Origin of the sequence: Aquabacterium sp. (assembly GCF_004297345.1) — a bacterium.
In the GTDB taxonomy this organism is placed as follows: Bacteria; Pseudomonadota; Gammaproteobacteria; order Burkholderiales; family Burkholderiaceae_C; genus Aquabacterium.
The window spans coordinates 1-21,930 of the sequence record NZ_SCTN01000558.1 but is presented as its reverse complement, the minus strand read 5'-3'; the positions used below and the strand labels follow the sequence as shown (position 1 = coordinate 21,930).

The following is a 21,930-nucleotide window of genomic DNA, read 5'->3' as shown; positions in this document are numbered from 1 at the left end:
GCTGGAATGGGCCGGCGGTGGCTTGCGCCTGACGGAAGTTGGCCGCAACCTTTTTAGTGCGATGAACCGACGTTCGGGTTGAATGGCGGTGGTTTGAGCCAGATCGTTGCCGTCGCGTGATGATGACGGGTCAAGCGGCGTGTTACGATACTCCGTTTCAGAGCACAGCCGTGCTTGACGCCCGGTATCGTCCCAGGTTGAGGAAGGACGGCATCGCCCCTGTCCTCAAGCAAGCAATCTGATGGAGTTGGCCATGGCCAAGGAAGAACTCATCGAAATGAATGGCGTGGTAGACGAAGTTCTGCCTGATTCCCGTTTCCGCGTCACGCTGGAGAACGGCCACCAACTCGTGGCGTACTCGTCGGGCAAGATGAAGAAGAACCACATCCGCATCCTGGCGGGTGACAAGGTTTCTCTGGAACTCTCCCCTTACGACCTGACCAAGGGTCGCATCACCTTCCGTCATATCGAACGTAGCGGCTATCAGCCACCTGCTCGCAATTCGCACTGAGTTGCGCGTTTACGCAGAGTCAATGAGGCCGCAATCAGCGGCCTTTTTGTCGTTGATGCGTTGAAGGTGGCCATGCTCTAGAAGGCATGCTGGCTTGAGCCAGGCTTGCCAAGCCGTCACGGTGTGACATGGCGGTCGGGCCTGTTAGGGGCGGGGATCACTGATCAGCAGCAAGCGCCCTTCCAGCCAATCGGGCGGAACGCTTCTTTCGTCTGTTTGTACCGCTAGCCATTCCTCGGAGCCCATTGCCTGTCGGTACAGGTGCAAGTCATCGTCATGCCCGACGACGGAGGTGGCGATCCATGTAGCGCCCTGCTCGTCAACAAAGGCGGATAGCAGGGATCTTACGTGAGCCGGAAGTGATGGATAGCGCCAGTTGATGCCATCGGATGACAGCGCAAGTTTGGGCTCAGAAACGCTGTATGCCCACCATCCGCCTTTGTTGGCTTGCGGGACAATCATGCTGTGATCAAAATCCAGCGGTTTAGTCGGCTGCTGGACATGGCAACTCAGCAAGTTGAGCATCATTGGGTGGACCACGGTGATACCGCTCTCGCTGTCCTTGTGGGCGCCAAAGACAAGCACATCTAGCCCTGTGCGCACATTGGCGCGTGCGGCGATGCCGCGAGGCTCAATGGGTGGGAAGGGAAGCGGGCAATGCCAATGTCGAGCGCCTGCTCTAAGGGCAATTTGCTGGCCTCGAATCTGGGCATCCAGCTGCGGGGATGCTGCGAAATAACCTTCCTGGCTGCGTCTGACCAGTTTACCTTGACGGGTATCCAGCACATAGGGGCCTGCGATAAGGACTCCATCAGCCGTCAGGCTGGCCACGCCTCTGACGCCTGCGCTGCGATTCAAATCAAGCGCATACGATCGATCCTTGGCTTTGATTACCAGTTTATCGCTTTGCGATCCATCCCTTTCGATGATTTGCACAGCGGTGTTGCCTAAATTAAGCGGGGCACTTTTCGCAAAACAGGGGGAGATGAGCAGGGTGAGCAGAAGGATTGTGGGCCTTAGTGGTATTGCTTGCTTGCTCACTTTACTCTCCCATTTCCTTTTGCATGGCTTCCTTGTTGCCATCAAATAATTTGAAATCGGTCCCGCCGATTCTTGTCCATCCTTTTCGCCCTTGCCCCTGAAGGAAGGTGTCGTATGGGTATTTATTGAAATTTGGGCCATTCTCAATGAATGACTTGATGGCGTGCAACGACTCGTTGAGGTTCGCGCAATCCGCTTCATTTAGCTTGTTGCAGAGTGTCGTGCCTGAATTGTCGAATTTTGCATTGGAGGCAAATACGGTTTCGAACTGTCCGGGAGCCTTGCAGACATCTGTGAAATTGGAAGCAATATATCTGCTGTTTGGGTACCCCTTTCGATTGATTCGAAAATAGGTGACGTGAATTATTGCGAGCTTTTCTTCAAGCCGAGTGCCCGCGTCCGGGCAGCGTACTGTGCCCGAAGACTCGGCGTACAGCACGCGTGCAAAGAAATTGAGATCGTCGCCGGAAAAGTCCAGATTTTCTGAAATGCGTGAAGCATTCATCACCTTGTACCGCTTTGCCCTGTCAAACCAGTCTGGAAAGCAGGCGGTGATCTTTTCGCCGCCTTGGTTCGCGACGGGAGTGAGCTTGCTATTTTTCTTGATGATGGCGGTGGGCGACATGAGTTACTTTCTTTGCGCCGTAATGGATAGAATCCTCAGCATGTTTTTGTGCCCTGCATTCGTCCAAGGCACGTTGGGCGCGCCCTCAATGCTGGCGTCTTCGGGGCCGCAGCTGAGTGTGACCAAGGATTCCAAACCATTACTCGATGGTATGGTTTGGACTCTGATTTGTGCGGCAGGGAGTGGTACATCGCCAAATTGCAGAGGCAAAACATATTCGGATATCCTGACGGCATCCATGCTCCTGCCAGGATCCGAAGCTAGTATTTGCTTTATTTTTGTCGGTTCGTTGCAGTGTCGATAGATAACTGAAGCAAAGTCAGGGCTATTGACAGCCACTTCTCGGGTCGCCGGCCGTGCATCGTAGTCAATCGAAACGATTGAAGCGGATTGCGCCGGTAATTTAATGCTCCATGAGGAATTTTGCTGTATGAGCCATTTTGGTATGGCCATATCTTCCCGTATCTGGAATGCAGTCGACATCAACCACGCCGACGCACGCTTCTTTTTGAGCGTCGATGTCGGCTGAGCTGCCTCTGGCAGACTGATGAGATAAGGATCTATGCTTGCTGATTTGAGTTTTGATGTGATGTCCTTGCCATTCAGCCAGGCATATGTCGATACGTTTTTATTTAATTTCGAACCGTTCAGGCGGATGGTGAATTCGGGGAAGTGCAGGCTAGGGTAGTCGGAGGAATAGCCTTGCCATTGGTATGGCTCCGAATACGTGCTTAATGTCGTTTCGACTGTGTGGTTGCTCACATTGTTCAATTCGTAAGTGATATTGACATGCGGGCCATGTATTTCACTTCTGATTGAGTTTGCCGTGATGACATTTTTTGAGGTGGCTTGAATGGATGGGGCGGGTAGTCCTTCTTCATGCTCCCATGCCGCTGTAGGCAAGGCGATAAGCATGACAGCCAAAAAACCAAGTGCCCTCAGTTGGATGTGCATCCAGATTCTCCAGGCAAAATATAGTATAGGTACACTTTATACGGATCGCCCCTGAATGTCTTGATGGGCAGGAAAAGGCTCAGTGGTATGACGTGGCCGGCTAGGCTAGGTATCGGCCCTGGTCCTCAGGGCCAGCGGTAGATAGCGCGCGTGCCCTCAGGTTGACATGTGCCGAGGTCGGCAATAACTTGCGCACCGTTGGCCAAGTGTTTGCGCCCATCACGGCGATGGGTGCAAATCCTATCTGTTTAATTGCAGGGAGGGCGATATGGCGCATCCGCGTCAATCGCGATGTTCGCTGTCTGCTTGCAATTTAATGTGATTCGGGCAATCTGCGACACATATCCGTTCGTTGAGCAAGTCGGAGGAGCGATATCTCCCATTCACGTTCGGCTTGGCATCACTGGTGAACAGTACTTTTCTTTCAAAGAAAAGGGGACGTATCGGTGAAGTCATGGTCGGCGCAATTACCAAATCGGATCTGGTTTCGGTTGCGTGTGCACTGAATGGTCTGTGATTTATGGATATGTAATTTCGCCCAACGACGCCAACAACAAATTTTGCCGGTTTGGGTGAGTTTGATGTGGCTGTAACGACGAGCGCATTTGAATCTTTCAGCGTTTCTTTGCCTTCATTTATTTTGCAAATTACTTCGCTCTGTGTCCGTTCGCAATGAGGGGTAAGGTCGAGAATAACGGGCAGGTATTTTTTGCTGAGGTCAATTGCAACTATTTTGTTGTGAGGGGTTAGTTGCATTTTCCATAGGCTTTTCGTTTCGGGTATGTATATGCCGCCATTTTTTGTGAAAATTATTGTTGAGGCAATAATTTTCTTCTTTTGAAAAGCATCTATTTCCGAACGGGATGCCTCGATTTCGCGCTCCCTTTTGCTGAGTTCAATTGTTCCTCTATATATTGGGTCGGTCAATCTGAATAGATAGCGCGTGTTCCATGTGTCTATTCTGTCAAGCTCTGATTCCTGAATGAAGTGGCTTGCAAGCGTCCAGGTGTTTCCTATATGCTTGATGTATTTTTGATTTGAGTCGAGTTCATTTTGTTGGCATGCGCGCTTGTCTAGCGCGATGGCCTGATAGGCTGGAAGCTCATCCTTCCCGATCGAAATTAAATTCGACTCAATGGCAGGTTGGGTCGGGTCAATTTTTTTGAGCAGATCAACATGGGGCAGGGTTGGGAATACGTAACAATTGCGATCTTCGTCCCTTGTTGATATGCCGAATTCAGTCGCCTGGGCGAAGGAGTTAAATGAAATTAGCGCACAGATGGAGGTCGAGGTGACTAGCAATGTTAGGGCATTCATTTGTCGCAATCCGCTGGCGGTTTCAATCTATCTACGGTAAAGTGCAAATGGTCGTCATGACTTGCGTCGGCACTACTGGATGCGTTGTAGGCATCACCTATGTAATATAACTGCTTTGCCACGCTATATCTGTGATTAATCACGAACTCCGAGAAGCGGGTGGCAAGAGCGTTTGTTGTGCTGCCTTTATAAGAGAAGCTTCCATCTGTTGAGTCCTTGCTGTCTATTCTTGTGATGTCAATCGCATCGCCAAGTTTATGTAATGCGGAGCCGATCATTGGGCGCCACGTGCTAGACAATAAGTACTCATGTATGGAAAGAGTGTTTGCCGCTTCTATCAATACAAGGTATGCGTATGGATGAGTTCGCTTCAACACATCAGCTTTGCTCAGGCCTGTTACGTTGAACGCATTTTGCGTGGCGCCGCCATCCAGTCGAATAGTCAAGTCCAGTTGAGGGATGTGAATGTAACCCTGCCCCTGAGACATTGATTTCGCATGTTGATTGAGCTTTTCTTTGTATTCTTCGTCTGTGTATTGCGGCGTCTGCGTTTCCTTCTTTGTCTTTTGGTCTATTTTTTTTGTTATCTTGTTTTCTGGTGGGGGCGGGTCTGAGATATCGCCTGTATATATAGGGGTGAGCAGTTCTTCCCAGGTGCACTCGAATTCAAGTGTGAGCCTTTCCTTCGGTTGTGTGGGGCTTTTTGCTTGTTTCAGTAGTTCGGCTGCTTGATTTGCGGAGATTATTGATTTTTTTGCGGCGTACTCAATTTGAACCGTGGTTGGCTTGTTTGTACAAATTTTTGTTTTACCGCTCAATATTTTCTTCGCATCGGCGATGTCATATTTTCTTGTAATTCTTGACCACACCGATCCGGACAGTGTCGCTTTGAAGTCCTTCGGCTTGGTATCTTCGGCAAACATTTCTTGCCGAGGGGCCGCCATTTCCTTGATCACGACTGTCGTCAGGCCATCTTCTTTTGGTGTTACTCGATAGAGGACAAGCTCGTCTGCATTCTTCTTCCAAAATGCAGGATCGTCTGTGGCGTTGCCTAGCACCAGGCCAATATTTTTGATGCCATCACAATTGACTGCCACCGTTTTGACTTGTGAGGAGTCGCCTGCCATTTTTTTTGGCGCGCTGTCATTCGCCTTTTCTGAGATTGGTTCTAATTTGTCCACGTCTATTATTAGATACGGCAAATCTAATAACTTGTTCCCCTGTGTCGTGATGTTGTTGATGACGTATTGAATACGCTGCTTACCTTCTCGTACGTCAATGACTTCGCACTTGTTGGCGGCTTTGGGTGCCGTTGTCGTGGTGGCAGTTACCCCTAGCGATACTCTTGTTGTAGGCTTGATGTCCAGCGGTTTGGAAAATGCGGTGCCAACGACCTTGCAGTCTGAGCTGTCAGGTGGTGCAATTTCCAAGGTGATGGGTACACGGCCCTTTGTTTTGATTAAATTTGTTAACCCATTGGAATTCGATGTGCCTGATTGTTCTTGTAAGGCTTTCTCGCCTTGGTCTGTCCAGGAAATCTTGTACTTCCGACCTTCGGTGATGGGGCTGGTATTGTGTTCAGTTAGGAGAAACTGTATATGGTGTTCCGCAGGGGGTGGCGGCGGTGTTTTCGCTTTTGTCGTGGCCATGTTTATTTTTTGAATGCAACAAAGTCAAAGGCATTGCCCGGAGTCGATAGATTCAACTCATATCGTGCTTGGAGCACTCCTTCCCACGCATTGCGGAGATCCAACTTCATGGAAGTGAAGTCGTTTTCTGACAAATGGTGGTGCCACAGGGTGCCTATGACAAGTTGTTTGTCTTTAAAGAAAATGCCATTGCAGCTGGCATACATGGCGGACCATTTGTGAATGACGGGCTTTCCTGCAGCATTTATTTCAATGACGGCAATGTTTCGCCATCTGGCCCATCCCCCATTTCCACCAAGGGAAGATTGCAGGCACATTCGCCTGCCAGACTGATCAAGAAAGACTCTTGTGAGTTGCAGGTCAAGCTTGAATGGCCCTGTCGCTGAAGACGGTGGCCAGTCCTTGGCGCTCAGGAACGCGTATCTCTTGCTTCCGATGATCACGCCATCTTCTTTGATGGAAGCCTTCCCCCAAATAGTTGTGGGCAACGCTGGTTGGATACTGGTGATGTCTACGTTCGATTTGGGTTGATCAAGCTCGGAAAACGCTTCAATATAACCTTCTGTTTTTGCAACATAAGTGTATAAGGCCTGATGATCTTTGAAGTGAGGCGGTTCGGCGTAGGTGGTCTGTCCAATAGCGCTTAGCAGGATGGGTAGTACAAGTTTTCTCATCGGTACTCCTTGGCGCCCGTAGCCTTGATGTACTCGGGTGCATATTTCCAGAATATGCTCTCCCCATAAGCCGCCGTAGAAATATATACGTGGTCGTATCTGCCGCGTTCTTTGCTGTTGACTTCTTGGCCAGTCTTCTTGTTGATGACCTTCCAGTAGGTGATGCAGGCAATTGGGTTTTCGGGAACGGAGAAAATATTATGTGCGGGTGAGCCGTACCTGAAGCCTTTGCGGCGCTTGTCATGGTCCGGGTTTGTCCCGAAGTCGTTCCCATCCCACCATAAACCACCGTTTGCCAAGTCTGTGCCTGTATTTGAAAGCGCCTTTTTTGCGTAAATCAAGGCCAGAGACATTCCGCTAGATGTTGCTATTTTTTCCGGGCTGGCATCCATCAAGAGTCGGAATCGTTCAACTCTATTTGCGGCCGCGTATGCGTAGTGTGGATCCTTGGTCAAAATCTCCTTGACGGTGCAGTTGTTCCACAATCGGCAGCGATTGGCGATCGCCCAAGCAATGGCGCCTATTTCGTTTTCAACATCCTTGATACCTGCCTCGCCGTATGCGGTTGCGGCCAGCAACCTTGTTTGTTCGTCAATGTTGTCGCTCATGATGATGGCCGTTCACTTTATTGCCACATGACAATAGTCAGTTCGTCGGGATGTTGATTGATCGGCATTTGAATGGTTTGCCCCCTTTGCATGACAGCACCATCTATCAAGGGTGTGTCCCCATCTAAAAGCTTGTATTTCATGCCTTGAATGGGTTCCCCGGTGTTTGCGTTGACGACTTCAAAATACTGAACCAGTTCATCGTCGTCATCGTCATGTTCGTGGGCGCAGCAGGGGGCGTTGGTTGACGCCGCTTGAAAGTCTTCGTCGATGTGCCAAGTCTCGTGGTCTATCAGGCGCACTTGAATAGACTCCATTTGCGTACCCGTGTCGATTCGCGGTATGCGCCCCCTGCTATCTAGTGTCGCCACAGAGGTGGAGCCGTCCTCTCTGTAAATTTTGACTTTTGCGCCAGCGAAGGCTCGCCCATCGCTTCTACGAAGTGCCAGTTGGCCATCGTGCTCCGTATGAGGAAATGCGATAGTTGGGGCGCTGGCACTCCCTCCCCCCGTCAACTCCTTCATCGAAGCCAGGAAACTCGCATTCCCACTGGTGCCCACTTCAATATTGCCGCCCTCGATCTTGATATAGCCCCCGCCCCCATTGAGCAGGATCTTCTCGGGTGCGCTGATGGTGATGTTGGCTGCCGTGGATTGAATGTCCACGGCCTTCTCAGCGGTAAGCGTGAAGGCGTCGCTCTGCGCTTGCACGTTCACATTGCCACTGGCAGCGTGCAGTTTCATGCCCACGTCCTGCACGGCGCGCTGGCCGTCTTTGGCTTCGCCGCGTGTGAACAGGCTGATGCCGTCTTTCACGGCCCAGGCTGCGTGGCGTTGGCTCAGCAGGTTGGTGTCCTGGCCGGCGGTTACGGTGGTGTTCTGGCCCGCGCTGAGGACGCTGTGCGCCGGTGTGGCGCTGCTGATGTCAGCCGCGGCGCTCAGGAGCAGATCAGGCCGATCCATGGCAGGGATGCTGCCGTGACCACCGTCGATGGCGATCACTTCGCCGCCATCCTCGTTGGCGTTGCCGGATTCACCGCCGGATGATTCGGTGCCCTTGAGCGCCGTGACAGTAGCCTGCATGGCGAGTTGCACCGGAAGCTTGTCTGGTGCGGCTTCATTGGGTAGCTTGGCCAGTTGTGTTTGCGCGTTCTCGCTCAGGGCCTTGACCAATTCAGCGTGGCTTTGCAACTGGCTTTGCGCTTCTCGCGTGTTGGTGGGCTGTCCTTGCGTGGACGAGGTGCCGCCACGGCGTGCATGGGTGCTCAGGTGCATTCCGCTGCCAGCGCGCAGGGCGCCCCAGGCCTGGGTGTGCAGCTCCAGGCCATGGCCACGTTGGGCCAGGCGCTGGTTGTCGTTCTGTTGCAGCAGGTGGCCGATTTGCAGCCAGGTCTGGCTTTGGGTTGTGTGAGCCAGCACGCGGCCTTGGCCTGGGGTGTCGTCCAGCACGAGCTGGTTGTAGGCGCCGCCGCCGGCTTGAGATGCATCCAGGCTCTGGCTCTTGAAGCCGCTCAAGGTGGCGTTGTGGGCATGGCCTTCCTGCTCGCCTTGGCGGGTCGAACCGGGAAACCACGCTGCCGCATTGCCTGTGGCATTGGCGGCGCCGCCAGCCACCACATTGCCTTGGGCGTTGTCGCTGCCCTGGCCGTTGTAGGCTGCGCCGACGACTACGGGGCGGTCGATGTCGCCTTCCACGAAGGCGATGACCACTTCCTGCCCCAGGCGAGGGATGAAGGCGCTGCCCCAGTTGGCGCCAGCCCAATCCTGTGCCACGCGCACCCAGGTGCCGGAGGCGTCTGATGCGGGGGCGTTGTCGCCTGCGTTGTGATCCAGTCGGTGGCTGCTGCCTGCGCCGCGCTGCCAGTGAAACTGCACTTTGACGCGGCCATCGCGGTCGGTATGGATGGGGCCATCCAGGCCCACGACCAAGGCGGTTTGCGTGCCCCACACGGTGGGCTTGGGGTGGAGCAGGGCGCCGCTGTCGTCCGTCAGGGCGGGGCGCACGGCAATGGCGGCACGCTGGGCCTCGAAGCGGGCTTCGTACAGGGGCTCGGTGCTGGTGTTGCCCGCAGCACGGCCTTGGCCGGGCGCGTGTTCGCCGCCCAGCAAGTGTTCAGCACCGCCCAGCAGTTGTTGCAAGCCGGCCTTGGCGTCGGCGCTCATGTTGTTGCGGGCCCGGTGCACCACATTGAGCACAACGAATTGGCTGGTATCGCCACCCAGGTTCAGCAAGTCGAGATCGTGCTCGCTGTGGTCGGCCAGCGTGAAGGTGGTGGCTGGCGCCAGCGTGCGCACGGTGCCTCGCCCTTCGAACTGCTTGCGGCGGGCTTCGAGCGATTGCAGGTAAACCGTGGCCAGGCGTTGCGCTTCTTCTGGCGTTTCGAAAGCGTAGGCGCCAGGTTGATCGGCGTGGACCGGCGGCATGGGTTGATCGTGCCCGGCATCGACATCAGCGCTGCCGCTGTGGTTGCTCACCGAGCGGTAATCAAAGCTGGCGGTATGCAGGGTGCTGGCGCCCACGCGGCGCACGCCATGCCAGCGCGTGATGCTGTCTTCTTTCATCACGGCACCGGCCTGCGTGAAGCGAATGCGTGGCTGTGCATTGGGCTGGAAGGCGCCGTTATGGTCCGCGATCACCAAGGTGTGGCTGCCCAGGGTGCTGGTGTCAGCAGCATCGCCGCTGTGCTCGAACCAGCAGAACAAGCCGTTGGCGGCCCACAGACGTTGCAGGAAATCGAAGTCCGACTCGGCGTGCTGGCTGAGCGTGCTCAGCTTGGGGTAGGCGGCCGCGTCCTTGAGATCCCAGCGCCATTTGGGCTGCAGGGCCCCTTGGGCGGCATAGTCGGCAAAGATGCTCTCGGTGATCTCGACCACGCTTTGGTCCTGAAAGATCCAGGCATCGGTGCGGTGGCGCAGAAAATCCAGCCAGGCGCCAATTTGCAGGCGGTAGCGGGCGTAGCCTCCGTCAGAGCCCAGCAGTTCAAACGCGAGTACATGGCCGTGGAAGGGGCGCAATTGCGTGGTGCTGTTGGCTGTGAGCAGTTCCAGCAGCACGGGTTGGCCGATGAGGTCAGTGGGCTGGATGTCGGCCTTGGTGCTCAAGGCCAGCAGGTCGATGGCGTAAGCGGGCTGCGTTTGACGCGGGCCAATGCCTTCGGTGATCTGCGCGCGTTCAGCCAGCAGCACGTCGCTGCCCAAGGGGGTGTGCAGGCGCAGCAGGCGGGTGTGCTGATTCGGCCCAAAGCTGAGCAGATCGCCCAGCAGGCTGTCGATGAGGTTGTGCGCGGCACCGGCCAATGCAGATTGGATGCCGGAGAGGTCGGTCATGCTTCCATCCCAGAATTTTCTTTATAGGGCGCAAGGCATGCGAAGCCATGTCACCCGAGCCTGGGAACTTATCGCAAAAGGATCCGGCTGGATGAGCCCTACCCCCGCATGGGGGCCCGCTGGGAGGCATGAATGTGAAAGTAAATGTTAGGGCTTGCAAGTACTTGTCGCCGGCCCGATTTCACGGCTTTGACAACACCGCGCGTCCGCCCCCGTTGACACTTGTAACGGCTTTGGCACACTGTTTGCAGCGAGTGGCATCATGAGTGCAAACCAGATTCACCCGCCCCTTGTGCTGGTGCCCGCGTGCCAGCGCATTCTCGGGCGTCATCCCTTCCATGTCGCGGGCAAAAAGTACATCGATGCGGTGCGCATGGCTGGGTGTGTCCCCTTGGTGGTGCCTGCTGCGCAAGCCGATGAGTTGCCCGCTTTGCTGGATCTGGCCAGCGGTATCTTGCTGACAGGCTCGCCCTCCAATGTGCACCCCAGCCACTTCGGCGAGGACGTGCTGGACGAATCCCTGCCGCTTGATCCCGAACGTGACGCGTGGACCTTGCCCATGATCCGTTTGGCCTTGCGCCGTGGCATGCCCTTGCTGGGCATTTGTCGGGGTTTCCAGGAAGTCAACGTGGCCTTGGGCGGATCCCTGCATCAGGCTGTGCACGCCGAACCTGATCTGATGGACCATCGCGGCGACAGCAGCAAGCCCGTGGATGAAGAATATGGCCTGGCCCATCCGGTCAAGCTGATCCATGGTGGTTTGCTGGACAAGGCCTTGCAGAGCATGGCCGAGCCCGTGATCCAGGGCGGTGAATTCATGGTCAACAGCCTGCATGGCCAAGGTGTCAAACGCCTGGCTGATGGCGCGCGCATCGAGGCGCTGGCGCCCGATGGCGTGGTCGAGGCCTTCTCCTGGCATCCCATGTCCGATGACACCGAATCGGTGCGCGGCGGCTTCAACCTGTGCCTGCAATGGCACCCGGAATGGCAGGCCGCCAGCAACCCGGTGTCGCAACGCATCTTCAAGGCTTTCGGATCGGCGTGTGCCGCTTACCAGTCTGTGCGCTTGTCGCCCTCGGGCGCTTCGCCAGACTACGTCGAGCGTGTGCCGCACCCCGAAAGACGGTAGTTCAACCCAGTCCAACCAAGAACTTAGGTGATGACATGCAAAGCAAGTTACCAGGCAGCTTCAGCGAACTGGAGCAATGGCTCAACGAGCGGCGTGTCACCGAGATCGAATGTCTCGTGCCTGACCTGACCGGCGTGGCGCGCGGCAAGATCCTGCCGCGCGAGAAGTTCACCGAAGACCGCGGCATGCGCTTGCCAGAAGGCATCGTGGCCATCGGGGTAACCGGTGAGTTCCCGGCCAGCGGGCCTTACTACGACGTGATCACCCCCACCGATCGGGACATGCACCTGCAGCCCGACCCGGCCACTGTGCGCATCGTGCCCTGGGCGACTGACCCCACCGCGCAGGTCATCCACGACTGTTATGACCGCGAAGGCAAGCTGATTCCCTACGCGCCGCGCTCCGTGCTCAAGCGCGTGTGCCAGTTGTATGACGATCTGGGCTGGTCACCCGTGGTGGCGCCGGAGTTGGAGTTCTACCTGATCGAGCGCAGCGTGGATCCAAACATGCCGCTCAAACCCCCGAAGGGCCGCAGCGGCAGAGCGGAAACATCCCGTCAGGCCTATTCGATCGACGCGGTCAACGAGTTCGACCCGCTGTTCGAGGACATCTACGACTACTGCGACAAGATGGAGCTCAACGTGGACACCCTGATCCACGAAGTGGGTGCCGGGCAGATGGAGATCAACTTCTTCCACGATCACCCGCTGGGCCTGGCCGATGAGGTGTTCTTCTTCAAGCGCACCATCCGTGAAGCGGCGCTGCGCCATGAGATGTACGCCACATTCATGGCCAAGCCCATGGCCAACGAGCCAGGCAGCGCCATGCACATCCACCAGAGTGTGGTGGACAAGGCCACCGGGCAGAACATCTTCAGCAACCCGGATGGCAGCCCATCCAAGGCGTTCTACTGGTTCATCGGCGGCCTGCAGCGCTATATCCCTTCGGCCATGGCCCTGTTCGCGCCGTATGTGAACAGCTACCGCCGCCTGGTGCGCTCCAATGCCGCGCCCATCAACATCCAGTGGGGCACGGACAACCGCACGGTGGGCATCCGCTCGCCCGTGGCCACGCCGGCTGCGCGCCGCATCGAAAACCGCGTGGTGGGCTCGGATGCCAACCCGTATGTGGCGATGGCCGCCACCCTGGCCTGCGGCTACCTGGGCATCACCAAGCAGATCGAGCCTTCGCCCGAGTGCCGTGGCGATGCCTACCTGGGCGATTACCAGTTGCCGCGCAGCCTGGGTGAGGCCGTCAACCTGCTGCGTGACGAAGCCGATCTGGCCGAGGTGCTGGGGCAGGACTTCATCACCGTGTACACGGAGATCAAGGAAGTCGAACATGCCGAGTTCATGAAAGTGATCTCGCCCTGGGAGCGCGAGCACCTGTTGCTGCATGTGTGATTCCGAGTGAGATCAAGCCCACGATCAAGACACCCGCATAACGACAAGAAGGACCCCACCATGAGCCCCACTTTCGAACACAGCACGGCCGAATGGCAGGCGATGGACGCCGCTCACTTCCTGCACCCCTTCACCGACTTCAAAGCCCTGGCCGCCAAAGGCAGCCGCATCATCACCAAGGCAGACAATATCTACCTGTGGGACAGCGAGGGCCTCAAGCTGTTTGATGCCATGAGCGGCCTGTGGTGCGTGAACGTGGGTTACGGCCAGAAGGCCTTGATCGACGCGGCCACGCAGCAGCTCACCACACTGCCGTTTTACAACTCCTTTTTCCAGACGACCACGCCACCCGCCATCGCGCTGGCGCACAAGCTGGCCCAGCTCAGCCCGCCAGGCTTCGAGCATGTGTTCTTCACGGGATCTGGCTCGGAAGGCAATGACACCATCGTGCGCCTGGTACGCCGCTATTGGGATCTGCTCGGTCAGCCTCAGCGCCACACCATCATCAGCCGCTTCAACGCGTATCACGGCTCGACCATGGCGGGCGCCTCCCTGGGCGGCATGACGGACATGCACGCCCAAGGCGGTCTGCCGATTCCCGGCATCACCCACATCGACCAGCCCTACTACGCGCAGCACGGCCGCCCCGGTGAAAGCAAGGACGACTTCGGCAAGCGCGCAGCTTCCTGGCTGGAAGCCAAGATCCTGGAGGTGGGCTCTGACAAGGTGGCTGCCTTCATCGGCGAGCCTGTGCAGGGCGCGGGCGGCGTCATCATCCCGCCCGACACCTATTGGCCCGAGATCCAGCGCATCTGCGATCAATACGGCATCCTGCTCGTATCTGATGAGGTGATCTGCGGCTTCGGGCGCACGGGCCACTGGTTCGGCTGCGAGCGCTTTGGCTACAAGCCTGACCTCATCACCTTTGCCAAGGGCGTGACATCGGGCTACATCCCGCTGGGCGGTGTGTTGGTAGGCGAGCGTGTGGCCAAGGTCCTGATCGAGCAGGGCGGCGAGTTTGCGCACGGCTACACCTACAGCGGCCACCCGGTGGCTTGCGCCGTGGCCCTGGCCAACCTGCAACTGATCGAAGAACAGGGCCTGGTGCAGCGTGTGCACGATGACACCGGCCCGTATCTGGCGGCGCAATTTGCGGCCCTGGCTGCGCATCCCCTGGTGGGCGAGGCCGAGACATGTGGATTGATGGGCGCGATCCGGCTGGTGAGGCGCAAGGCGCAAGGCGATCAACCTGCCGAAGCGTTCGCGTCAGACAAATCGGTGGGCATGGTCTGCCGCGGTCATTGCTTTGGCAATGGGCTGATCATGCGGGCCGTGGGCGACCGGATGATCATCGCGCCGCCCCTGGTGATGACGCGCGCCCAGGTGGATGAGCTGATGGCCGTGATCCGGCACTGCCTGGACCTGACCTGGGCTGACCTTCAGGCCAGAGGCTGGATTTGACGCCAGGCAAGGCGGCTGATACTGTTTGGTGATCGATCCGATCAGGCTCGTTGGCGTCGGCGGGTTGTGACACCAGCCAGCAGGCACAGGCCGATCAGGCTCATGGCAAGGGTGGATGCCTCAGGTACAGCGCTGGTGCTGACGGGGATCGCTGCACCGCTCTCAAACGTCAGTGTCGCGCCTTCGGGAAGCTGCAATCCGGTGACGGTCAATGTGTGCGCGAAATCGGCATCGGCGTTGTTCAACGTGGCCGTCGCCAGGCCCAGGCTGAAGGCATAAAGGTATTTGCCGCAATAGGCTCTGCCTGCCCCCACTTCCGGGCAAGCGAATGCCTGGCCTTCGGCTGAGACAGAAAAATTCTTGTCGAATGTCCAGGTGCCGTCGAAAGCATCGTCGTGGATGGCGTTGAAGACCTGAGCGTGCGCCTCATTGATCTGTGGCAGCAGGCGAATGGTCTGCAGCGGATCGAGATCCTGGTTGTTGCTGGCCAGATCAAGGCTCGCGAGGGTGCCGTCGTCTACGCCGGAGCCAATGGCCACGACATTCATGGCGGCCGTGGCGCCCAGACTGCGCGAGTACAGCAAACCCGACAGATGGAGGTCCATCGTCACGGTGCCTGGTTGGTCCATGACGGCGACGTAACTCAGTCCGGCGATGGCGTAGGACATCGAGTGGAGGCCAGCAAACGAATCACTCGTCGTTGAAAAGGCTGCAGCCTTCAACGTTGTTGCGCCTACGGCAGCAAACGCCGATGCGGTGTCATATTCGCCGGCGACTGACGCCATGCTTTGTTTGGCCAGGCCCAGAAAGGCATTGTCCATTTGAGCGTCATCGCCTGCAGACTCGCCGGCCACGCCGACGATCGTGCTGGATTGCGAGACATACCAATGGTTGAGTTGACCGTCCGGGAAGGAGGTCAGAACGGAGGCCGTGGTCGAGGGGGATGTCGGGGCGAGTTGCGCCCATGTGTCGCAGGATGCCGTGCCCAACAGCACCGCGCAGGCAGCAGCCACGCGTGGCAGCGCGTCATGGAAGTGTTTCATGGTGATCCCTGGTGTTTGGTTTGATCTGCTCGCAGCAACAACGTACTGGGAGGGGGTGTATTTTATGACAAGAGTCGAACTTGCCTGCGCGGGACTTTGAAGAATGGGCGCCGTTCATGAGGCGCCTCAGGCCGCTCTTGTCAACGTTCTTTTGGCGCAACAATTGCTTCAGGGATACGATCCTGCGCGCGTAAGCCTGGGGCAATCAGCTTGGACTTCGGTTCAAGATGCGCAGACAATACCAACGACTTCAAGGAGCTGGACACCATGAGCGCTAGGATGACTGTGAAGACCTTTTTGAAACCGTTGTGCGCCGCCACGGTGCTGGCACTGACGGCGATGGGCACGGCCCATGCCGATGAAGAAAAGGTGCTCAACGTCTACAACTGGTCCAACTACATTGCGCCAGACACGGTCGCCAACTTCGAAAAGGAGTACGGCATCAAGGTGCGCTACGACGTGTTCGATTCCAACGAAATCGTGCACGCCAAGCTGGTGGCCGGCAAGACGGGTTACGACATCATCGTGCCCTCGTCCTACTGGGCCAAGATGCAGGCCGATGGTGGCTTGCTGCAGAAGGTGGACAAGTCCAAGCTGCCCAACCTGAAGAACATCGACCCAGCCATCATGGCCCAACTGGCCCGCCTCGATCCAGGCAACCAGTACATGGTCAACTGGATGTGGGGGTACACCACGGTCGGCATCAACGTGGACAAGGTCAAGGCGGCCCTGGGTGATCTGCCCATGCCGGACAACGCCTGGGACCTGGTCTTCAAGCCCGAGTACATCAGCCGCTTGAAGAGCTGCGGCGTGTCCTTCCTGGATTCGGCCACCGAAGTGGTGCCGGCTGCCCTGCATTACCTGGGCCGCCCCGCTTACAGCAAGAACATCGCCGACTACCAGGCCGTGCCACCTGTGCTCAAGGCTATCCGCCCTTATGTGACGCTGTTCAGCTCCACCGGCTACATCAACGATCTGGCCAATGGTTCGATCTGCGCAGCCTTCGGTTATTCGGGTGACATCAACATCGCCAAGAATCGCGCGATTGAGGGCAAGACCGGCCAGAACATCAAGACCTTGACACCCAAGACGGGCGGCGTGGTCTTCATGGACACCATGGTGATCCCGGCCGATGCCCCACACCCCGAGAACGCGCACCTGTGGATGAACTACATCATGCGCCCCGAGGTGCACGCGTCCTTGACCAACAAGGTGTTCTACGCCAATCCCAATCTGGCAGCGCGCAAGTTTGTCAAACCTGAAATCGCCAATGACCCGGCCGTGTTCCCGCCCGAGTCCGAGATGAAGAAGATGGCCCAGCCTGATGCGCTCAACAACGACATCCGTCGTCAGATGACGCGCATCTACACCTCGTTCAAGACCGGCCTGTAAGCCGCTACGGTCTGCACAGGGAGGCGACAAGGCATGGGTGAGGGCGATCAGGCTGAAGCTTTCCTGCGCATTGACAAGCTGATCAAGGATTTTGCTGGTCAGGACGGCAGCGTGTTTCGCGCGGTCGATGGCATTTCGCTGGACATTCACAAGGGCGAGATCTTTGCCTTGCTGGGGCCTTCGGGTTGCGGCAAGACCTCGCTGCTGCGCATGCTGGGTGGTTTCGACCTGCCGACTTCGGGGCGCATCATGCTTGGTGGGCAGGACCAGGCTCAACTGGCACCGTATCAACGCCCTATCAACATGATGTTCCAGTCGTACGCGCTGTTCCCGCACCTCAGCGTGTGGGACAACATCGCGTTCGGTCTGCGTCGTGAGGGCTTGCCCAAAGATGACGTGGCGATGCGGGTTGAGGCCATGCTCAAGCTGGTGCAACTGGGCAAGTTCGCCAGGCGCAAGCCTCATCAATTGTCGGGTGGGCAGCAGCAGCGCGTGGCCCTGGCACGCAGCCTGGCCAAGCAGCCCAAGCTGCTCTTGCTGGATGAGCCCCTGGGCGCACTGGACAAGAAGCTGCGCGAAGAAACCCAGATCGAGCTGGTCAACATCATCGAGTCCGTGGGCGTGACCTGCGTGATGGTCACGCACGATCAGGAAGAGGCCATGGCCATGGCCAGCCGCATCGGTGTCATGAGCGAGGGCCGTATCCAGCAGGTGGGCACACCACGCGAGATCTACGAGACGCCCTCCACCCGCTTCGTGGCGGACTTCATCGGCAATGTCAACCTGATGGATGGCGAGCTGGAAGTCGACGAGGCCGCGCACGTCGAGATCACCTGCCCGGATGTGCGCCACTGGGTGGGGCACGGCATCACCGGGCACACAGGCATGCCCGTGACCGTGGCCTTGAGGCCAGAAAAGATCCGTATCTCGCGCAAGCCGCCCGAGCAGGAAGAAGACATGGCGCCTGCGCCCTTCAACCAGGTCAAGGGCCGGGTGAAGGACATGGTCTATTTTGGCAGTGACACGCTCTACCACCTGCAGTTGCCCAGTGGTGCCATCCTCAAGGTCACGCAGAGCAACACCGAGCGCCACCCCGATGACAGCCTGAGCTGGGACGACGAGGCCTACGCCTGGTGGCTGCCTTCGGCCCACGTGGTGCTGATCCAGTAAGGCGGGCCGGGCATGGGCACCATCCGCAAGCCAAAACTGAGCTGGTCTGGCCGCACGGTGATCGGCGTGCCTTACCTGTGGCTGCTGCTGTTCTTCATGCTGCCCTTTTTGATCGTTGTGAAGATCAGTGTTTCCGAGATGGAAACAGTGGTCTTCAAGGATCTGATCACCTGGACGGATGGCATCCTGCAGTTGCGCGTCAAGCTTGGCAACTACCTGTTCATCACGCAGGATGATCTCTACTTCAAGGCCTACCTGGCCAGCCTGAAGTACGCCGGCATCACGACAGCCCTGTGCCTGCTGGTCGGCTATCCCTTCGCCTACTTCATGGCGCGTGCGGCCAAGGCTGTGCAGCCCGCCTTGCTGATGATGGTGATGCTGCCGTTCTGGACCTCCTTCCTGCTGCGCGTCTATGCGTGGAAGGGCCTGCTGACGGAAGGCGGGTGGGTGGCATCGGCGCTGGATGCCCTGCACATCGATCAACTGCTGATCGCCGTCAACCTGATCCCCGGGCCAGGGCAGTACATGAACACGCCGTTCTCGCTGGTTCTGGGCATGGTCTATACCTATCTGCCCTTCATGATCCTGCCGCTGTATGCCAACCTGTCGAAGATGGACATGCGCTTGCTGGAAGCCGCATCTGATCTGGGGGCGACACCCTGGACCGCTTTCTGGAAGGTGACGGTGCCGCTGTCTCGCGCCGGTATCGTGGCTGGTTCCATGCTGGTGTTCATCCCTTGTGTGGGCGAGTTCGTGATCCCGGAGTTGCTGGGCGGGCCGCAGACCCTGATGATCGGCCGCGTGCTGTGGGACGAGTTCTTTGCCAACAACGACTGGCCCATGGCCTCCAGCGTGGCGGTTGTGATGATCTTGTTGATCCTGGTGCCATTGGCGCTGTTCAACAAGGCGCAGGCCGATCAGGAGGCGCACCGATGAGCAAGCCGGCTGTGATCCCGGCATACCAGCGGCGTGGGCAATGGATTGCGCGGGCCTGGCTGACCGCCGGGTTTGCTTTCCTCTATCTGCCCATCGTGGCGCTGGTGGCTTACTCCTTCAACAACTCGCCTTTGCCTACGGTGTGGGGTGGCTTCACCTTGCAGTGGTTCAGCAAGCTGGTGCATGACGACGAAGTGCTCAGTGGCTTGTGGCTGTCCCTGAAGATCGCGTTCTGCACGGCCTCATCGGCTGTGGTGCTGGGCACCCTGGCGGCCTGGGCGCTGGCCAAGTTCAAGCGCTTTGGCGGCCGCACCTTGATGGTCGGCATGATCAATGCGCCGCTGGTCATGCCGGAAGTCATCATCGGTCTGTCCTTGTTGTTGATGCTGGTGTCGATGCAGCGTGCCTTGGGCTATCCCGAGCGCGGCATGATGACGATCTGGCTGGGGCACTTGCTGGTGGGCATGGCCTATGCCACGGTGGTGATCCAGGCGCGCCTGCAGGATTTGAACCCTCAGTTGGAAGAGGCCGCCCAGGATCTGGGCGCGCGGCCCTTGCAGGTCTTCTTTCTGATCACCTTGCCCATGATTGCGCAGTCCATGGCCTCAGCCTGGTTGCTGACCTTCACGCTGTCGTTGGACGACGTGGTGCTGGCCGCCTTCCTGTCCGGGCCGGGCTCGACCACCTTGCCGTTGGTGATCTTCTCGCGTGCGCGATTGGGCGTGGATCCCAGCGTGAACGCCGTGGCCACAGTCGTGATCGCCGTCGTGTCGATCGCGGTGGTGGGTGGCAGCTACATGCTCGCGCGCGCCGAGCGGCGTCGGTCACAGGAAATGGCGCAGGCGGCACGGGCGGCCTGAAGCCTGTCTCGAACTGAGGCGACAGATACAAGACAAGCAATTCGCATTTGATACAAGGAGCACAGCAAGATGAAGCACAAACTGACCTGGTCCCTTCTGCCCGTGGCCTTGGCCGTCTGCGCCGCGTTTCCCGCGCCGGCCATGGCTGACACCAATCAGGATCTGCTCAACGAGCTGCGCGCCTTGAAGGCCCGCGTGAGCGAGCTGGAAAAGAAAATCGAAGCACAAGCGGGCAAGCAAGCCGACGTGCCAGCGCCGGGCATGACACCTGATCAGCAGCAGGATTTCAACCGCATCGCCGTCAAGGCCGAGGCGCTGGAAGACTCGCGCGACATGCTGGGGTTCAAGGGCTTGAAGGTCAGCGGCTATATGGACCCGACCTACATTTACAACCAGCGTCGTCATCAGGCTGGTTTTCAATTCCTGAATCCGGTCAGCAACGGCGGCTACTTCTACGATGACTCCTATATGGGGACCGCCGCCATCGACTTCGTCAAGGAAACCGACGGTGGTTCGCGCTGGCGCCTGACACTGTCACCGCAACGCGGCACGCAGGCCGTGTCGGAGGGCAGCGCCTCCATCCTGCATGAAGCCTCGGTGTCCATTCCCTTGACCGATCTGCAGACGCGCTTCATTGCGGGCCATATTCCGGACTGGTCGGGTTACGAGTACCTGCAGCCCACGCTCAACAAGCTGGTCACGCACAACCTGCTGTTTGATCTGACGCTGCCTACGGCCTATACCGGTGCCGGCCTGGAGCTGACCCGCGACAAGTGGATCGTCAAGGGTCTGCTGGCCAACATGAACGCCAGCAAGCGCGACGCCAACGAGAAGACGCCCGTGCTGGCTTACCGTGTGGACTACGCCAAGGGGGAGTTCGAGGGCTTTGGTTTTGCGGGGGTACACGGCAAGGCGCATAACGGCAAAGCCTTCGATGTCAACGGTGACTTGGTGGTCAATCCAGATACGGGGTTGCCATATAGCTCCAGTTCTCGCGTGGACCTGTTCGAGTTCGATGCCTACTTCATTCGTGGTGATTGGACGGTACAGGGGCAAGCCAGCTGGGGGCGTCAGAAGGATGCTTCGATCACGGCGGCGAATGATGATGCAGGGGCATTCCGCAACGCTCTGTGGTCAGGTTTGTCTGCCCTGGTTGCCTACAAGTTTGACCCGCGCCTGGAGGGCGTTGTCCGTATCGATCACATCTTCAATAGCAAGAACGGTGGTGGCCTGCTGACCTACTCCAGCTTCGACAATCACAACGGTATCGGCCCGGCACAGGTCTATCAGGATGACGGTGTGACCTTGGCAAACGCCAACAAGGGCGTCGATCGCTCGGCTTTGACGCTGGGCATGAACTACGCATTCAACTTGAGCACCGTGTTCAAGCTGGAGTACCGTTATGACTGGGCCAGTGGCCCTGTCTTCCTGGATACCAAGTCTGGCGATTACAAGAAGAACAACCAGTTGCTGAGCACCGCTGTGGTGGTCAGCTTCTGATTGCCGAGGTGCGCTTGTCCCGTTGCGCGTGGCACGACGTGTCGCGCGTGAAGGCGTGAGGAGTCATCCATGTCCGACACGCAAGGCGACCTGGATCAGCTGCTGCAGCAGCGGCCCTGGCTCGCGCCCATCCCGGGGCATCTGCAGCAGGCCTATCGCAGCAAGCGGTTGGAGGAATTCAGTCGCCTTGTCAGACTGTGGTCGCCTTTGCTGCCGATTTGCTTCATAGGCTTTCAGGCTTTCACGCTGGTGTTCTACACCGCTGAGTTGCATGGCGCTGATCTGGCTTTGTTGCTGAAGTCCGAAGGGATTGACATCGGCTTAGATCGGA

At 57.7% G+C, this 21,930-nt stretch carries 19 protein-coding genes; 10 read left to right on the top strand and 9 right to left on the bottom strand.

Translation table 11 applies throughout. From position 1 onward, the window contains the following. The first annotated feature begins 253 nt into the window (after positions 1 to 253). Complete coding sequence (infA, locus tag EPO09_RS21465; RefSeq protein ID WP_290646526.1) at positions 254 to 511, top strand: translation initiation factor IF-1; 258 nt, start codon at positions 254 to 256, stop codon at positions 509 to 511. 144 nt (positions 512 to 655) lie between these two features. Here infA and EPO09_RS21460 read toward each other — a convergent pair whose 3' ends face one another. The 8 genes from EPO09_RS21460 to EPO09_RS21425 form a co-directional block, all read right to left on the bottom strand. Beyond that, positions 656 to 1,552: a hypothetical protein gene (locus EPO09_RS21460; RefSeq protein WP_290646525.1), complete on the bottom strand. Its 897-nt coding sequence runs from the start codon at positions 1,550 to 1,552 to the stop codon at positions 656 to 658. Position 1,553: 1 nt separating this feature from the next. After that, positions 1,554 to 2,177, bottom strand: a complete 624-nt coding sequence (locus tag EPO09_RS21455) for a hypothetical protein (protein WP_290646523.1) — start codon at positions 2,175 to 2,177, stop codon at positions 1,554 to 1,556. A 3-nt stretch (positions 2,178 to 2,180) separates the two neighbouring features. Next, the gene (locus tag EPO09_RS21450) at positions 2,181 to 3,131 is read right to left on the bottom strand and encodes a DUF4424 family protein (protein ID WP_290646521.1); all 951 of its coding nucleotides are present in this window, start codon (positions 3,129 to 3,131) and stop codon (positions 2,181 to 2,183) included. Positions 3,132 to 3,413: 282 nt separating this feature from the next. Further along, positions 3,414 to 4,448, bottom strand: a complete 1,035-nt coding sequence (locus EPO09_RS21445; protein WP_290646519.1) for a hypothetical protein — start codon at positions 4,446 to 4,448, stop codon at positions 3,414 to 3,416. Next, a complete protein-coding gene (locus EPO09_RS21440; protein WP_290646517.1) occupies positions 4,445 to 6,097 on the bottom strand; it encodes a hypothetical protein in 1,653 nt (550 codons plus the stop codon). Before EPO09_RS21440 ends, EPO09_RS21445 begins: the two co-directional genes overlap by 4 nt. A gap of 2 nt (positions 6,098 to 6,099) precedes the next feature. Beyond that, positions 6,100 to 6,771: a hypothetical protein gene (locus EPO09_RS21435; RefSeq protein WP_290646515.1), complete on the bottom strand. Its 672-nt coding sequence runs from the start codon at positions 6,769 to 6,771 to the stop codon at positions 6,100 to 6,102. Beyond that, a complete protein-coding gene (locus tag EPO09_RS21430; protein WP_290646513.1) occupies positions 6,768 to 7,379 on the bottom strand; it encodes a hypothetical protein in 612 nt (203 codons plus the stop codon). Before EPO09_RS21430 ends, EPO09_RS21435 begins: the two co-directional genes overlap by 4 nt. Before the next feature lie 17 nt (positions 7,380 to 7,396). Continuing rightward, on the bottom strand, positions 7,397 to 10,705 hold the full coding sequence (locus EPO09_RS21425) for a type VI secretion system Vgr family protein (protein ID WP_290646511.1): 3,309 nt from the start codon (positions 10,703 to 10,705) through the stop codon (positions 7,397 to 7,399). A 262-nt stretch (positions 10,706 to 10,967) separates the two neighbouring features. Here EPO09_RS21425 and EPO09_RS21420 point away from each other — a divergent pair, with 262 nt between their 5' ends. Genes EPO09_RS21420 through EPO09_RS21410 form a run of 3 tightly spaced genes read left to right on the top strand, consistent with a single transcriptional unit; the run spans position 10,968 to position 14,698 of the window. After that, positions 10,968 to 11,834: a gamma-glutamyl-gamma-aminobutyrate hydrolase family protein gene (locus EPO09_RS21420; RefSeq protein ID WP_290646509.1), complete on the top strand. Its 867-nt coding sequence runs from the start codon at positions 10,968 to 10,970 to the stop codon at positions 11,832 to 11,834. A 35-nt stretch (positions 11,835 to 11,869) separates the two neighbouring features. Next, positions 11,870 to 13,237, top strand: a complete 1,368-nt coding sequence (locus EPO09_RS21415) for a glutamine synthetase family protein (RefSeq protein WP_290646507.1) — start codon at positions 11,870 to 11,872, stop codon at positions 13,235 to 13,237. 60 nt (positions 13,238 to 13,297) lie between these two features. Beyond that, positions 13,298 to 14,698 (top strand): aspartate aminotransferase family protein, encoded by a 1,401-nt coding sequence (locus EPO09_RS21410; protein WP_290646505.1) that lies wholly within the window; start codon positions 13,298 to 13,300, stop codon positions 14,696 to 14,698. A 41-nt stretch (positions 14,699 to 14,739) separates the two neighbouring features. On the opposite strand, the gene EPO09_RS21405 is transcribed toward EPO09_RS21410, so the two are convergent. After that, positions 14,740 to 15,741, bottom strand: coding sequence for a PEP-CTERM sorting domain-containing protein (locus EPO09_RS21405; protein WP_290646503.1), 1,002 nt, complete (start codon positions 15,739 to 15,741; stop codon positions 14,740 to 14,742). Positions 15,742 to 16,080: 339 nt separating this feature from the next. On the opposite strand from EPO09_RS21405, the gene EPO09_RS21400 reads away from it, so the two are divergent. The 6 genes from EPO09_RS21400 to EPO09_RS21375 all read left to right on the top strand — a co-directional run. Then, positions 16,081 to 17,133, top strand: coding sequence for a polyamine ABC transporter substrate-binding protein (locus EPO09_RS21400; protein ID WP_367200099.1), 1,053 nt, complete (start codon positions 16,081 to 16,083; stop codon positions 17,131 to 17,133). Positions 17,134 to 17,166: 33 nt separating this feature from the next. Then, positions 17,167 to 18,303, top strand: a complete 1,137-nt coding sequence (locus EPO09_RS21395) for an ABC transporter ATP-binding protein (protein WP_290646499.1) — start codon at positions 17,167 to 17,169, stop codon at positions 18,301 to 18,303. A 12-nt stretch (positions 18,304 to 18,315) separates the two neighbouring features. Continuing rightward, complete coding sequence (locus EPO09_RS21390; protein WP_290646497.1) at positions 18,316 to 19,239, top strand: ABC transporter permease; 924 nt, start codon at positions 18,316 to 18,318, stop codon at positions 19,237 to 19,239. Beyond that, a complete protein-coding gene (locus tag EPO09_RS21385) occupies positions 19,236 to 20,099 on the top strand; it encodes an ABC transporter permease subunit (protein WP_290646495.1) in 864 nt (287 codons plus the stop codon). The genes EPO09_RS21390 and EPO09_RS21385 overlap by 4 nt, the downstream gene beginning before the upstream one ends. A gap of 69 nt (positions 20,100 to 20,168) precedes the next feature. Next, positions 20,169 to 21,599 (top strand): DUF3138 family protein, encoded by a 1,431-nt coding sequence (locus EPO09_RS21380; RefSeq protein WP_290646493.1) that lies wholly within the window; start codon positions 20,169 to 20,171, stop codon positions 21,597 to 21,599. 69 nt (positions 21,600 to 21,668) lie between these two features. Next, the coding region (locus EPO09_RS21375; RefSeq protein WP_290646492.1) for a hypothetical protein at positions 21,669 to 21,930 on the top strand (262 nt) is incomplete at its 3' end.

Coding starts and splice junctions, on each gene's coding strand:
- infA (WP_290646526.1), top strand. CDS start 254: ATGGCCAAGGAAGAACTCATCGAAATGAATGGCGTGGTAGACGAAGTT.
- EPO09_RS21455 (WP_290646523.1), bottom strand. CDS start 2,177: ATGTCGCCCACCGCCATCATCAAGAAAAATAGCAAGCTCACTCCCGTC.
- EPO09_RS21450 (WP_290646521.1), bottom strand. CDS start 3,131: ATGCACATCCAACTGAGGGCACTTGGTTTTTTGGCTGTCATGCTTATC.
- EPO09_RS21445 (WP_290646519.1), bottom strand. CDS start 4,448: ATGAATGCCCTAACATTGCTAGTCACCTCGACCTCCATCTGTGCGCTA.
- EPO09_RS21440 (WP_290646517.1), bottom strand. CDS start 6,097: ATGGCCACGACAAAAGCGAAAACACCGCCGCCACCCCCTGCGGAACAC.
- EPO09_RS21435 (WP_290646515.1), bottom strand. CDS start 6,771: ATGAGAAAACTTGTACTACCCATCCTGCTAAGCGCTATTGGACAGACC.
- EPO09_RS21430 (WP_290646513.1), bottom strand. CDS start 7,379: ATGAGCGACAACATTGACGAACAAACAAGGTTGCTGGCCGCAACCGCA.
- EPO09_RS21425 (WP_290646511.1), bottom strand. CDS start 10,705: ATGACCGACCTCTCCGGCATCCAATCTGCATTGGCCGGTGCCGCGCAC.
- EPO09_RS21420 (WP_290646509.1), top strand. CDS start 10,968: ATGAGTGCAAACCAGATTCACCCGCCCCTTGTGCTGGTGCCCGCGTGC.
- EPO09_RS21415 (WP_290646507.1), top strand. CDS start 11,870: ATGCAAAGCAAGTTACCAGGCAGCTTCAGCGAACTGGAGCAATGGCTC.
- EPO09_RS21410 (WP_290646505.1), top strand. CDS start 13,298: ATGAGCCCCACTTTCGAACACAGCACGGCCGAATGGCAGGCGATGGAC.
- EPO09_RS21405 (WP_290646503.1), bottom strand. CDS start 15,741: ATGAAACACTTCCATGACGCGCTGCCACGCGTGGCTGCTGCCTGCGCG.
- EPO09_RS21400 (WP_367200099.1), top strand. CDS start 16,081: ATGGGCACGGCCCATGCCGATGAAGAAAAGGTGCTCAACGTCTACAAC.
- EPO09_RS21395 (WP_290646499.1), top strand. CDS start 17,167: ATGGGTGAGGGCGATCAGGCTGAAGCTTTCCTGCGCATTGACAAGCTG.
- EPO09_RS21390 (WP_290646497.1), top strand. CDS start 18,316: ATGGGCACCATCCGCAAGCCAAAACTGAGCTGGTCTGGCCGCACGGTG.
- EPO09_RS21385 (WP_290646495.1), top strand. CDS start 19,236: ATGAGCAAGCCGGCTGTGATCCCGGCATACCAGCGGCGTGGGCAATGG.
- EPO09_RS21380 (WP_290646493.1), top strand. CDS start 20,169: ATGAAGCACAAACTGACCTGGTCCCTTCTGCCCGTGGCCTTGGCCGTC.